10 protein-coding genes are annotated in these 13,898 nt (G+C 55.3%); 7 read left to right on the forward strand and 3 right to left on the reverse strand.

Going from position 1 to position 13,898, the window contains the following annotated elements:
* The first annotated feature begins 65 nt into the window (after positions 1 to 65).
* Entirely contained in the window at positions 66 to 1,061 is a 996-nt protein-coding gene (gapA, locus tag I6L58_RS03545; RefSeq protein ID WP_006174810.1) for a glyceraldehyde-3-phosphate dehydrogenase, read from the forward strand.
* A gap of 75 nt (positions 1,062 to 1,136) precedes the next feature.
* Positions 1,137 to 2,021, forward strand: a complete 885-nt coding sequence (locus tag I6L58_RS03550; RefSeq protein ID WP_088207474.1) for a D-hexose-6-phosphate mutarotase — start codon at positions 1,137 to 1,139, stop codon at positions 2,019 to 2,021.
* A 699-nt stretch (positions 2,022 to 2,720) separates the two neighbouring features.
* On the opposite strand, the gene I6L58_RS03555 is transcribed toward I6L58_RS03550, so the two are convergent.
* A complete protein-coding gene (locus I6L58_RS03555) occupies positions 2,721 to 3,467 on the reverse strand; it encodes a MipA/OmpV family protein (protein WP_006174807.1) in 747 nt (248 codons plus the stop codon).
* A 432-nt stretch (positions 3,468 to 3,899) separates the two neighbouring features.
* Between I6L58_RS03555 and yeaG the strand changes: the two genes are divergently transcribed.
* The 3 genes from yeaG to I6L58_RS03570 all read left to right on the forward strand — a co-directional run bounded on the left by yeaG (position 3,900) and on the right by I6L58_RS03570 (position 7,806).
* Complete coding sequence (yeaG, locus tag I6L58_RS03560) at positions 3,900 to 5,834, forward strand: protein kinase YeaG (RefSeq protein ID WP_006174806.1); 1,935 nt, start codon at positions 3,900 to 3,902, stop codon at positions 5,832 to 5,834.
* Between the two features lie 73 nt (positions 5,835 to 5,907).
* A complete protein-coding gene (locus I6L58_RS03565; RefSeq protein ID WP_042319587.1) occupies positions 5,908 to 7,191 on the forward strand; it encodes a YeaH/YhbH family protein in 1,284 nt (427 codons plus the stop codon).
* A gap of 114 nt (positions 7,192 to 7,305) precedes the next feature.
* Complete coding sequence (locus I6L58_RS03570; protein WP_088207475.1) at positions 7,306 to 7,806, forward strand: YbaK/prolyl-tRNA synthetase associated domain-containing protein; 501 nt, start codon at positions 7,306 to 7,308, stop codon at positions 7,804 to 7,806.
* A 16-nt stretch (positions 7,807 to 7,822) separates the two neighbouring features.
* On the opposite strand, the gene I6L58_RS03575 is transcribed toward I6L58_RS03570, so the two are convergent.
* Positions 7,823 to 9,862, reverse strand: coding sequence for a TonB-dependent copper receptor (locus I6L58_RS03575; RefSeq protein WP_088207476.1), 2,040 nt, complete (start codon positions 9,860 to 9,862; stop codon positions 7,823 to 7,825).
* Between the two features lie 186 nt (positions 9,863 to 10,048).
* Positions 10,049 to 10,153: a small membrane protein YoaI gene (gene yoaI, locus I6L58_RS22995; RefSeq protein ID WP_088207477.1), complete on the reverse strand. Its 105-nt coding sequence runs from the start codon at positions 10,151 to 10,153 to the stop codon at positions 10,049 to 10,051.
* Positions 10,154 to 10,436: 283 nt separating this feature from the next.
* Here yoaI and I6L58_RS03580 point away from each other — a divergent pair, with 283 nt between their 5' ends.
* Entirely contained in the window at positions 10,437 to 11,768 is a 1,332-nt protein-coding gene (locus tag I6L58_RS03580) for a glycoside-pentoside-hexuronide (GPH):cation symporter (protein WP_058609064.1), read from the forward strand.
* Positions 11,769 to 11,783: 15 nt separating this feature from the next.
* Entirely contained in the window at positions 11,784 to 13,820 is a 2,037-nt protein-coding gene (locus I6L58_RS03585) for a glycoside hydrolase family 31 protein (protein WP_088207478.1), read from the forward strand.
* Positions 13,821 to 13,898: the final 78 nt, after the last annotated feature.

Consider the following 13,898-nt stretch of genomic DNA (forward strand, 5'->3'; position numbering starts at 1 on the left):
CTGCGTAAGGTTTTTGTAATTTTACAGGCAACCTTTTATTCACTAACAAATAGCTGGTGGAATATATGACTATCAAAGTAGGTATCAACGGTTTTGGCCGTATCGGCCGTATTGTTTTCCGTGCTGCTCAGGAACGTTCTGACATCGAAATCGTTGGTATCAACGATCTCCTGGACGCTGAATACATGGCGTACATGCTGAAGTACGACTCAACTCACGGTCGTTTCAACGGCACCGTTGAAGTGAAAGACGGCCACCTGGTTGTTAACGGCAAAACCATCCGCGTGACTGCTGAGAAAGACCCAGCTAACCTGAAATGGAACGAAATCGGTGTTGACGTTGTTGCAGAAGCAACCGGTATCTTCCTGACCGACGAAACTGCACGTAAACACATCACTGCGGGTGCGAAGAAAGTTGTTCTGACTGGTCCTTCCAAAGACAACACCCCAATGTTCGTTCGCGGTGCAAACTTCGAAACTTACGCTGGCCAGGACATCGTTTCCAACGCATCCTGCACCACCAACTGCCTGGCACCACTGGCTAAAGTTATCAACGACAACTTCGGTATCGTTGAAGGCCTGATGACCACCGTTCACGCAACGACCGCAACCCAGAAAACCGTTGATGGCCCGTCTCACAAAGACTGGCGCGGCGGCCGTGGCGCGGCTCAGAACATCATCCCATCTTCTACCGGTGCTGCTAAAGCTGTAGGTAAAGTGCTGCCAGAACTGAATGGCAAACTGACGGGTATGGCGTTCCGCGTTCCAACTCCTAACGTATCCGTTGTTGACCTGACCGTTCGTCTGGAAAAAGCTGCTTCTTATGAAGAAATTAAGAAAGCAATCAAAGCTGCTTCCGAAGGCGCAATGAAAGGCGTTCTGGGCTACACCGAAGACGACGTTGTTTCTACCGATTTCAACGGCGAAGTCTGCACTTCAGTATTCGATGCTAAAGCAGGTATCGCGCTGAACGACAACTTCGTTAAACTGGTTTCCTGGTACGACAACGAAACCGGCTACTCTAACAAAGTACTGGACCTGATCGCTCACATCTCCAAATAAGTTGAGATGAGAACCTGATCCAAAAAGGCGACTTCGGTCGCCTTTTTTTATTGTTTAAAGACAGAGGATTGCTGAATGATTAATAAAATATTTGCACTTCCGGTAGTCGAACAACTTACCCCTGTGCTTTCCCGCCGTCAGATTGACGGTGCTGACGTGATCGTCGTAGACCACCCGCGCGTCAAGGCTTCAATCGCTCTGAACGGTGCGCATCTTCTCTCGTGGAAACCCGAGGGTGAAGACGAAGCGCTGTGGCTGAGCGAAGCGACCTCTTTTAAAAAAGGCGCAGCCATTCGCGGCGGCGTACCTGTTTGCTGGCCGTGGTTTGGCCCGGCCGCGCAGCAGGGTCTGCCGGCGCACGGGTTTGCCCGCAACCAGCAGTGGACGCTGAAAGCCCACAATGATGATGACAATGGCGCGGTGCTCACCTTTGAGCTTCAGGCGAATGATGAAACTCGCGCTCTGTGGCCGCATGACTTCACGCTGTACGCGCGTTTCAAACTGGGTAAAACCTGCGAAATCGAGCTGGAAGCTCACGGCGAGTACGAAACCACCAGTGCCCTGCACACCTATTTCAACGTGGGTGACATCAGCGCGGTCAAGGTGAGTGGACTCGGCGATACCTTTATCGACAAAGTCGATAACGCCAAAGAGGGCAAACTGGACGACGGCGTACAGACCTTCCCGGACCGCACCGACCGCGTGTACCTGCATCCGGAAGCCTGTAGCGTGATTCACGACAGCGCCCTGAATCGCGCTATCAACGTTGTACACCATCACCACAGCAACGTGGTGGGCTGGAACCCCGGTCCGGCGCTCTCCGTCAGCATGGCCGACGTGCCGGATGACGGCTACAAGACCTTTGTCTGTGTAGAAACCGCCTGCGTGACCGCGCCGCAGAAAACCAGTGAAGAAAATCCGTCTCGTTTAGGCCAGACCATTAGCATCGTTAAGCGCTAAGACGAAACGCCCCTCTCCCTTCGGGGAGAGGGTTCCCCAGAAAATTTTTAACCGGAAGCGATTAGGATTTTATTAACAGAATAAATAAGTTAAAGCGGCATCCCGGTCCGGCTGAAAATCGCTGAGGCGTTTGCCTTTCGGCCGGGGCGAGGCGCAGGGATGCGCCGAGAGGGCGGATTTACAGGGACGTTGCCTCCGCCCGTCCCCGATAAGCCGGAAGGGATTAGCCGAAGGCACCGCGAAGCGGCGATTTTCTTTGCCGGGAGCCCGGATTGTTAAGGAGGCGGCGGTGAGCCTCCTTAACACGTTCACAAGTCGTGTGATTCCAGAGTAGCAAGGCTCGTAAAGTGAACGGAATAACCACCACAGCCGTATGTTCCCCCTCACCCCAGCCCTCTCCCTGAATGGAGAGGGAGTATTCTGTGCCTGGCTGTAATTTCTGGGGATTCCTCAGTCCCCCGGGGAGAGGGAAAAGCCGCAGTCAGCAGAATATCTAACGCGCCCGCATTCGCTTTAACATGTTCAATGGACGCCGATGGGCAATCTCATTGATGAGCGGATGGAAGGCAGCGGACGTTGTCCGGAAAATGTCACGGTTTTTACGCTCATATCACTCTCCTGTTTGGTTGCACCAGCCTAAAGCAAACGGGGCGCAAGCGCCCCGTTGTGATACTCATTATGCACGTTCACCGTGCATCATCAGAACTTGTAGGTCACACCCACCGAGAAGATACCCGACCAGGACTTGTCGACCATTGGGCTATCTTTCACTTCATCGCTCAGGCGGATGTAGCGGCCAGTGCCGTACACGCTCCAGTCACCAAGGAAGTTGTAGTTGGCGCTCAGCTCCAGGTACGGATCCCAGCCATCGTCCGCATCGTAGCTTTTCAGGCCGCTGCGGCGGGATTCGTTTTTAGAAACACCGTAATAGTAGTCGTTATAGTTTTCGCTGCTGTACTGCACGCCAATACCCGGGGTAATGGTCAGCGCGCCGTTGTTGTAGCGATAAAGCCACGCCAGATCCCAGATATAGCCGTTGCTGTTATCCAGCGTATCGCCTGCCAGCGCGGTACGCAGGAAACCATACTCGGTATTATGGACGTAAGAGAGACCCGCCATCAGGGTGCCTTTACGCTTGTCCAGTTCGCGCAGCGCACGGCTGTCGCTGTCGCCCGGACGGAAGTGCGTAGGATCGTAATACGCCATGATGGAGAGTTTATCTGACGTATCGTTCCACAGATAATAGCCGCCGCCCAGGCCACGGAACCAAACGTTATCCCCTTCATAGGTGACAACCGGAACGGGATAAACATCGCGATCGTATTGTTTGTATGGGCTGTTGATGACTCCCACGCCCGCACCAACGGTCCACTGACTTTCCGCCTGTGCGGTGCTAACTGCGGTGGCGGCAAGTACGCCCAATGCAAGAAGTTTGAGTTTGGTCACAATCCATTCTTTCCTGTAGTCAAATAATCAGCGGGTGAAGTGTAACCGCCATTTACATCTATCCTCAAATTTTTTACCCACTAAACACGTTAATTAACCTGTTATTTTTTACTTTTCAGATGACAGCCTGCTTTCAGTCATGTGAACGCGTAATGACAAATGCCCGTTCGGCTTATCTCATCCATGGATTTTTTTGGATGAGTTATTGATATGTCATTGAAATTGGATTTTACCGGCATGCAAGTTTTGCAAATGCCATCTACGCTTTAATTTAAGAGGAGATTTTGCTGAACACCCTGCAGTGCTTAGCGTTCGACCTGGCATACAGGTTGCTGCTCTGGCAGTGAGGTGCGAGAAATACTCTTCCGGGAGCCTCCACTACTCATACGAACGGCTCTTTTCCTGTGCTAAAAAACGAAAGGACGGCATGCCATGAATATATTCGATCACTATCGCCAGCGCTATGAAGCTGCCAAGGACGAAGAGTTCACACTGCAGGAGTTTCTTACCATTTGTCGGCAAGATCGCAGTGCCTATGCCAATGCGGCAGAACGGCTATTGATGGCCATTGGTGAGCCAAACATGGTTGACACTGCCCTTGAGCCACGGCTTTCCCGTCTCTTTTCGAATCGGGTGGTTGCCCGATACCCGGCGTTTGAAGAGTTCTACGGCATGGAAGATGCCATTGAGCAAATCGTCTCCTACCTCAAGCATGCCGCTCAGGGCCTGGAAGAGAAGAAACAGATCCTCTATTTACTGGGGCCTGTCGGGGGCGGTAAATCCTCTCTGGCCGAACGCCTGAAAGCGCTGATGCAGCGCGTGCCGATTTACGTGCTCAGTGCCAACGGCGAGCGCAGCCCGGTGAATGACCATCCGCTGTGCCTGTTTAATCCGCAGGAAGATGCGCAGATCCTCGATAAAGAGTTTGGCATCCCGCATCGCTACCTCGGAACCATCATGTCGCCGTGGGCGGCGAAGCGCCTGCATGAGTTTGGCGGCGATATCACCAAATTCCGCGTTGTGAAGGTGTGGCCGTCGATTCTGGAACAGATCGCCATCGCTAAAACGGAACCGGGTGATGAGAACAACCAGGACATCTCGGCGCTGGTCGGTAAAGTCGATATCCGTAAGCTGGAACACCACGCGCAAAACGATCCGGATGCCTACGGCTATTCCGGCGCGCTCTGCCGGGCGAACCAGGGGATCATGGAATTCGTCGAGATGTTTAAAGCGCCTATCAAGGTGCTGCACCCCCTGCTGACCGCCACGCAGGAAGGGAACTATAACGGGACGGAAGGTATCTCCGCCCTGCCGTTTAACGGCATCATTCTGGCGCACTCGAACGAATCAGAATGGGTCACCTTCCGTAACAACAAGAACAACGAGGCGTTCCTTGACCGCGTGTACATCGTCAAGGTGCCTTACTGCCTGCGGATCTCTGAAGAGATTAAAATCTACGAGAAGCTGCTCAACCACAGTGAACTGGTGCATGCGCCTTGCGCACCGGGAACGCTGGAAACGCTGTCGCGCTTCTCTATCCTGTCACGCCTGAAAGAGCCGGAAAACTCCAGCATCTATTCGAAAATGCGCGTGTATGACGGTGAAAGCCTGAAAGATACCGACCCGAAAGCGAAGTCGTATCAGGAGTACCGGGACTACGCCGGCGTCGATGAGGGGATGAACGGTCTTTCTACCCGATTCGCGTTTAAAATCCTCTCCCGCGTGTTTAACTTTGACCATGCTGAAGTGGCGGCTAACCCGGTGCATCTGTTCTACGTTCTGGAGCAGCAGATTGAACGCGAGCAGTTCCCGCAGGAGCTGTCCGAACGGTATCTTGAGTTCCTTAAAGGCTACCTGATCCCGAAATACGCCGAGTTTATTGGCAAAGAGATCCAGACGGCTTATCTGGAATCCTATTCGGAATATGGTCAGAACATTTTCGACCGTTACGTCACCTATGCCGACTTCTGGATCCAGGATCAGGAGTACCGCGACCCGGATACCGGCCAGCTGTTTGACCGTGAATCCCTGAACGCCGAGCTGGAAAAAATCGAGAAGCCTGCCGGGATCAGCAACCCGAAAGACTTCCGTAACGAGATCGTGAACTTCGTTCTGCGTGCCAGAGCGCACAACAACGGACGTAACCCGAACTGGACCAGCTACGAAAAACTGCGCACGGTTATCGAGAAGAAAATGTTCTCGAATACCGAAGAGCTGCTGCCGGTCATTTCGTTTAACGCCAAAACTTCAACCGACGAGCAGAAAAAGCACGACGATTTTGTCGACCGCATGATGGAGAAAGGCTATACCCGCAAACAGGTTCGCCTGCTCTGCGAGTGGTACCTGCGCGTGCGCAAATCGTCCTAAAACAAGTGCCCGGTAGCGCTCGCGCTTACCGGGCCGACAACATGCAAGTTGGCAAATGCAGTACGGGGGAACTATGACCTGGTTCATTGACCGGCGTCTTAACGGCAAAAACAAGAGCACGGTGAATCGCCAGCGCTTCTTGCGTCGTTATAAAGCGCAAATTAAACAGTCGATCTCCGAGGCCATCAACAAACGCTCGGTGACCGACGTCGACAGCGGCGAATCTGTCTCCATTCCAACCGATGACATCAGTGAACCGATGTTTCATCAGGGACGAGGCGGCCTGCGCCATCGCGTCCATCCCGGTAACGATCACTTTATTCAGAACGACCGCATCGAACGTCCTCAGGGCGGTGGCGGCGGTTCCGGCAGTGGACAAGGCCAGGCCAGCCAGGACGGCGAAGGTCAGGATGAGTTCGTCTTCCAGATTTCGAAAGATGAATATCTCGATCTGCTTTTTGAGGATCTGGCCCTGCCCAACCTGAAAAAGAATCAGCACCGACAGCTTAACGAATACAAGACCCATCGCGCGGGCTACACCGCCAACGGCGTGCCCGCCAATATCAGCGTGGTGCGTTCCCTGCAGAACTCGCTGGCACGACGCACGGCGATGACCGCAGGTAAACGGCGGGCGCTACGCGAACTGGAAACCAGCCTGAAGGTGGTGGAAAACACCGAACCGGCGCAACTGCTGGAAGAGGAGCGCCTGCGTAAGGAGATCGCGGAACTGCGCGCGAAGATCGACCGCGTACCGTTTATCGACACCTTCGATTTACGTTACAAGAACTACGAAAAACGTCCTGAACCTTCCAGCCAGGCCGTCATGTTCTGTCTGATGGACGTGTCCGGCTCGATGGACCAGGCTACCAAGGATATGGCGAAGCGGTTTTATATTCTGCTCTATCTGTTCCTGAGCAGAACCTATAAGAACGTGGAAGTGGTCTATATCCGCCATCATACTCAGGCCAAAGAGGTGGATGAACACGAGTTCTTCTATTCGCAGGAGACCGGCGGCACCATCGTCTCAAGCGCCCTGAAGCTGATGGATGACGTGGTGAAAGAGCGTTACGACCCGGCACAATGGAACATCTATGCCGCTCAGGCGTCCGATGGCGATAACTGGGCGGACGATTCCCCGCTGTGCCACGACATTCTGGCGAAAAAAATTCTGCCGGTAGTACGTTACTACAGCTATATCGAAATCACCCGACGCGCGCACCAGACGCTGTGGCGCGAATATGAACATCTGCAGTCGATGTTCGATAACTTTGCGATGCAGCATATCCGCGACCAGGATGATATTTATCCGGTGTTCCGGGAGCTGTTCCAGAAACAATCAGCCACCAGCAATGCCTGACCCCACAGCCAGCGGCTCCGCTGGCTGTTTTCACTCTCTGTCCTCTCTCCCCCCGGTTACGCCATCTGTGCTAGTGTAGTCAGTTGCGTATTGGCGTTTAACAGGGAAATCACGATGTCTGATGAAACCATGGGGACAACCACCCACCAGCAGCTTATTGCGTTACTCACCGCACAGGGTGCGCGCTTTCGCGTGATGGAACACGACGCGGTAGGAAAATGCGAAGCGGTAAGCGAAATCCGCGGCACCGCGCTCGGCCAGGGCGCAAAAGCGCTGGTGTGCAAGGTGAAGGGAAACGGCGTGAAAAAACACGTTCTGGCGATCCTGGCGGCTGATTTGCAGGCCGACCTGAGCCAGCTTGCCAGCCATTTCGGCGGGTCAAAGGCCTCTCTCGCCAGCCCGGCCGAGGTCGATGTCCTCACCGCCTGCGTGTTTGGCGCGATCCCGCCGTTTAGCTTTCACCCGGACCTGACGCTGGTTGCCGATCCACTGCTGTTTGAGCGTTTTGATGAAATCGCCTTCAACGCCGGGCTGCTGGAAAAATCGGTCATAATGGATACCCAGGATTATCTGCGTATCGCCCGGCCCGAGCTGGTGGCGTTTCGCCGCCAGTAGGCCGGGCTGGATAGCGTCAGAAGGTGACGTTCATTTTTGCCCAGAAGGTGCGACCAGGCTCGTTAACCGGCGTGTCGGAGGAGTAGCCAAAACTGCTGTTCCCCGCCAGGTTGAGGTGCTCGCTATAGCTTTTATCGAACAGGTTATCGACGCCGCTACTGAGCTTAAGGTTCTTATTCACTTTGTAGGCCGCGTTGGCGGAGACGATCGCAAAGCCCGCACTCTGGTCAAAGTCTTTCCCCACCACGTTGCCTTCGTTCAGCGCCACCCGGTGCTGAGGGCTGACCATGCGCAACAGCCCCGTTGAGCTAAGGTCGCCCTTCTCCCACGTCAGACCCAGACGCGCTTCCAGGGGCGGCATCTGCGGCAGCGGCTGGTTATCGTCAGTATTTTCTCCCCACGAGTAGTTCAGCGTGGCGTCGGTTTTCCACTGATCGTTTAGCTGATAGGATGCGCCCATTTCGCCGCCCATAATGGTGGCATCAACGTTATCCGCCTGGCTGACATGGCTGTCGTCTGGATCGTAAAGGAAGAGGATGTAGTCGTTGATCCGACCCACGTAGGCAGAGATCCAGCCGGTGGTGTGCTTCCCTTTATACTGCGCGCCAATATCGAGCTGCGTTGTTTTTTCCGGTTTAAGATTGTCGAAAACATCGGATGTACCGTCCGGCCCGTAGGTCGGGGAAAAGAGTTCCCAGTAGTCCGGGAAGCGTTCGGTGTAGCCCAAACCGGCGTAGACCATCGCAGGCGCAGAGCCGAGGTTATGCTCAACGCGCAGGAAGCCCGCCGGCAGCGTGTCATCCCGGCTGCTGCTGCCCACGCCGGAATAATTGTCCACCTCCACTTTGTCCAGACGCGCGCCGCCAATGATTTTGCTCAGGTCGGTGGCGTTCCAGGTCAGCTCGCCAAACGTGCCGTAATCGTGGAAGCGGGCATCTTCCTGCCAGCCTGCGTCCTCATCCTCTTCGTTACTGCGATGGGTATTGGTTTGCATATCAACGCCGCTTTGCAGCTGGAAATCGGACCACAGCCAGGTACCCATCATTCTGCCACCCACCGTGCGGCGATCGACCTGCTTGTCCATTGGCATCGACATGTCCATTGTCCCCATCGGCATACCACCCATGGTGCCGGAAGACATATCCGATGATGAACGCATGGAGTAGTTGTCCATGATATGGTTGGCGTAGTTGTAGTACAGGCTCATATCCAGCGAGTCGAATACCTCACCGATATTCTCTTTTTTGAAGCGCAGCCCCAGGCTTTCACGTTTGAACTGTGAGCCGTCCATCCCGCGCCCGGCGTAGCTGGCATCGCCATTACCTTGCCCGGCAGTCAGCTCCAGCAGCGTGTCGGCATCCGGCGTCCAGCCGATGGCCATATCGGTATTCCATTTGTCCCACTTCGAGGCCACGCGATCGCCATTGCCGTCTTTGTAATCGCCAGACGTTGAGTTGTTGCCGTTCAGGCGCACGTAGCCATCTTCATTACCAAAGCTGACGTCAGCGTTCTCGTCGAAACGGTCGTTTGAGGCCGCAAGGAAGCTGGCGTCACCTTTGATTCCGGCTTTATCAAAGCGCGGCGGTTCGCGTTCGAACCGTACCGTCCCGGCGGAGTTTCCCGGCCCCCAGAGTACCGTTTCCGGCCCTTTGGTGACCGTCAACAGGTCGTAGCTCTCAGGGGAGATATACGAGCTGGGCGCGTCCATACGCGACGGGCAGGCTCCGAGCATTTCGCTGTCGTTGGTTAACAGGCGCAGGCGTGAGCCAAACATGCCGCGAAACACCGGATCGCCGTTACTGCCCCCGTTGCGGATCTGGCTAAACCCCGGGATGGTTTTCAGATAATCCGAGCCGTCGCTGGCTGGCACCGGCTGGCGCGGAGTTTTTGGCGATGTCACCACTTCCAGCGGCGAGAGCACCGGTGCCGTTACGGTGATCACATCATCATCGTTTAACTGCGCCGCCGGGTTGGTCTCTGCCGCAACCGAAGAGCATGACAACGCCACCAGCAGCGATAATACCAGCGGATGAGGTTTAAAAAGGTCGTTTTCCATTCGTAAGCCCGGGGAATAAAAGAATGATGTCCCGCCGAAAACAGCTGTCCGGCTGAACGAGTTTTAGGCATAAAATTTTGCAGGGACGGGCTGCCCGGAACAACGACGACTGAGGAGAATATGAAGTGAATAAGAGACTTGAAAAAGAAGGGTAATGCAGGTACGCGAACTTGTCAGTAAGGGAGGTTAACCGTGGCGTTCAAGAAATAATACCGATGCCACCAGGATTGCCGCAATGGTAAAAAAGGTTCCTGAAATACAGAGCATATCAACAAAGGCGGGATCGTTCATTTTCTCTCTCCGGGGCGACTTTTCTCTTTTGTAGCGCCAGATAATGACAGCGGTATGACATTTCCACGACGGAATAAAGACGCTGACGCTGAAACGATTCGTGAATGGCAGTCCCGCTCGCGCCGCAAAATCATTATTCGTTACGTTAATTTGTTACCGGTATCACGAAAAGGAGTTTCCATAACTCCGTTGCCAAATCTCGCAATTGTGAACCGGGCGGGCGTGGTTAAACATAGTTATGACAACACATCATAAATAACCTCATACGGGCAAGGCGATTACCATGACCGATAAGATTACCCGCAAAGAAAAAATCAGCTATGGACTCGGCGATATGGCCAGCCATATCGGGCTGGATAACGTGATCATTTTTCTCACCTTTTATTATACCGACGTCGTCGGGCTGCCTGCCGCATTCGTCGGCACCATGTTCCTGCTGGCGCGCACGGCGGATGCCATTATCGATCCGGCCATGGGTTATATCGCCGACAGAACCCGCACGCGCTGGGGGAAATTCCGCCCGTGGATGCTGTGGCTGGCCCTGCCTTTTGGCGCAAGCTGCCTGCTGACGTACGCGGTGCCGGCGTCACTCGACCTGCACGGTAAAATGATCTTCGCAACCGTCAGCTACACCCTGATGATGCTGATGTACACCGCCATTAACATTCCGTACTGCTCCATGGGCGCGGTGATTACCCCTGATAACGATGCCCGTATTTCCCTGCAGTCGTACCGCTTTTTCCTCGCCACGCTGGGCGGCGCACTGTCGACATTCTTTATGATGCCGCTGGCAGAATTTATTGGAGGCGACGATAAATTACTGGGCTACCGCTGGGCGATGGCGATTATGGCAACCGTGGCAGTGATTATGTTCTGGATCTGCTTTGCGAATACCCGTGAACGCATTAATGCCCCGCCTACCCATAATAATTACCTGTCTGAGCTCCGGGATTTATTCCGTAACGATCAGTGGCGCGTGGTTGCCGTTCTGGTATTAACCAATATTGGCTTTGGGGTTATTCGCCTCGGGGCAATGATGTATTTCGTCACCTATTACCTTGGCAGCGCCAGCTATTTTATCTGGATGCTGGGCGCGCATATTTTAGGTAAAGCCGCCGGGAGCGCGCTGGCAAAACGGCTGACGCAAAACTACAGCAAGGTGCAGATGTTCGGCTATTGCTCGGTGCTCGCGGGCGTGTTGAGTATCGGCCTGTTCTTTGCCCCTAAATCGGTGCTGGTCCTGGTGCCGCTCACCTTTATCGTCTCCACGCTCTACCAGGCTACCACTACGCTGATGTGGGTGATGATGGCTGACGTAGCCGACTACGGCGAATGGAAGCAAGGCAAGCGCATGGACGGGGTGATCTTCTCGACGTTCCTCGCCGTACTGAAGCTCGGCATGGCGATCGGCGGCGCCATCGTCGGCTGGACCCTGGGCTTTAGCGGCTATGTGGCGAACGCCCCGGAACAGACCACCACCGCGATGTACTGCATCATCGCGCTGTTCACCCTCGTGCCCGGCATTCTGTCGCTCTGCGCGTTTGCCACGCTGCGCTGGTACAGGCTCGACGATAACACTATGAAAACTATCCAACTCGCCAAACACCCCGTTTAAAAGGACGCGCTATTTATGAGTGAGCTGATTCAACATTCCAACAGTATTGAGTGGCGTTTTGAACGTCAGATCCTGCGTATTGAACCCTGGGGCGAGAACAGCCTGCGCGTCCGGGCAACCTGCGCTGCGGATTTCAGCGACGCACTGCAGGCACTCCTGCCCGCGTCGCCCTGTTCCGCCGAGATCACGGCGGAAGCCGAACGCCTGACCCTGCGCAACGGGAATATTCTCGCCACGCTCAACCTGAAGGGCCAGCTGGCATTTTATAACGCGCGCGGTGAGCTGCTGTTAGAGGAGATGTGGCGGCAACGTTCAACGGTCGGCATCGGCGCCAGTGAAAAGAGCCAGGATAAATACGTTAGCGCCCTGAAGCTGGATGGCCGTGAATTTAAGCCGCTGGCGGGCGGTAAGTATCAGCTGACGGTGCGCTTTGAATCGCGCGCGGATGAGCGTATCTACGGCATGGGCCAGTACCAGCAGCCGTGGCTGGATCTCAAAGGCTGTTCGCTGGAGCTGGCGCAGCGTAACTCCCAGGCCAGCGTGCCGTTTATGCAATCCAGCCTCGGCTACGGCCTGCTGTGGAACAACCCGGCCATTGGCGAGGCCAGCTTCGCCAAAAACCAGACCGAATGGCGTGCCCGCGTGACGGGCGAGATGGACTACTGGATCACCGCTGCGGATACGGTGGCCGACATCACCCGCCAGTATGTAAAAGCAACCGGCGCGCCGCCTCAGGCACCGGCGTTTATCAGCGGATTGTGGCAGTGCAAATTGCGCTACCGCACGCAGCAGGAGGTGCTGGAGGTGGCACGCGAATACCGCCGTCGTCACCTGCCGCTCTCGGTGATGGTGATCGACTTCTTCCACTGGCCAAATCAGGGCACCTGGTGCTTTGATCCCCTCGACTGGCCCGATCCCAAAGCGATGGTCGATGAACTGCGCGAGCTGGGCATTGCCCTGATGGTCTCGGTCTGGCCGACGGTAGAGGCGCGAAGCCCGCTTTATCCGCTGATGAAGGCCAAGGGCTGGCTGGTCAGCAGCGAACGCGGCGTGCAGGTGAATCTCGACTTTATGGGCAACACCACCTTCTTCGACGCCACCCACCCGCAGGCGCGCGAGTTTGTCTGGGACACCGTGAAAAAAAATTACTACGACCTGGGCATCAAGCTGTTCTGGCTGGACGAGGCGGAACCGGAATACCGGGCCTATGACTTCGACAACTATCGCTACTACGCAGGACCGGTGCTGGAGGTGGGCAACCGCTATCCGAGAGACTTCGCCCAGGGCTTTTACGATGGTCTGCAGGCGAACGGTGAAACCGACATCGTTAACCTGGTGCGCTGCGCATGGGCCGGAAGCCAGCGTTACGGCGTGCTGGCGTGGTCGGGCGACGTTCACTCCTCGTTCCACGCGTTTCGTAACCAACTCGCGGCCGGGTTGAATATGGGGCTGGCGGGCATCCCATGGTGGACCACCGACATCGGCGGTTTCCAGGGCGGTAACGTTAACGATCCGGCATTTCACGAACTGCTGATCCGCTGGTTCCAGTGGGCGGTGTTCACCCCGGTTCTGCGCATGCACGGCTATCGTGAACCGCAAATTCAGCCGCCGGAACGCTACCGGGACGGCATCCCCCAGTGCAACAGCGGCTCGCCTAATGAGCTGTGGAGCTACGGAGAGGATAATTTTGCCATCATGCAGCACTGGCTCAGCGTGCGCGAAAAACTGCGTCCGTACATTGATGCACTGTATGAAAACGCCCACCAGCACGGCGACCCGCTGATGCGCCCACTGTTCTGGCACTATCCACAGGAGAAACAAAGTTGGGAAGTTGAAGACCAGTATCTGTTTGGCGAAGATCTGCTCGTGGCGCCGGTGATGCATGCGGGCCAACGTGAACGCGAGGTGTGGCTCCCTGCCGGGCACGGCTGGATTGCCCTGAACGGTGAGCGCTATGCCGGAGGCGCACGCGTATGCGTGCCTGCTGCCCTCGACACCATCCCGGTATTTGTCCGTGAAGGCAGCCCGCTGGTCAGCGAACTGGTAGGTTAAGATCGGGCAAGCGCCCAAAAAATAGAGGATTTTTTTATAAAAGCCTGCTTGCTTTCGCGTTTGCGCGTAAAGTTAGCA

This window comes from Enterobacter cancerogenus (assembly GCF_019047785.1).
Lineage (GTDB): Bacteria > Pseudomonadota > Gammaproteobacteria > Enterobacterales > Enterobacteriaceae > Enterobacter > Enterobacter cancerogenus.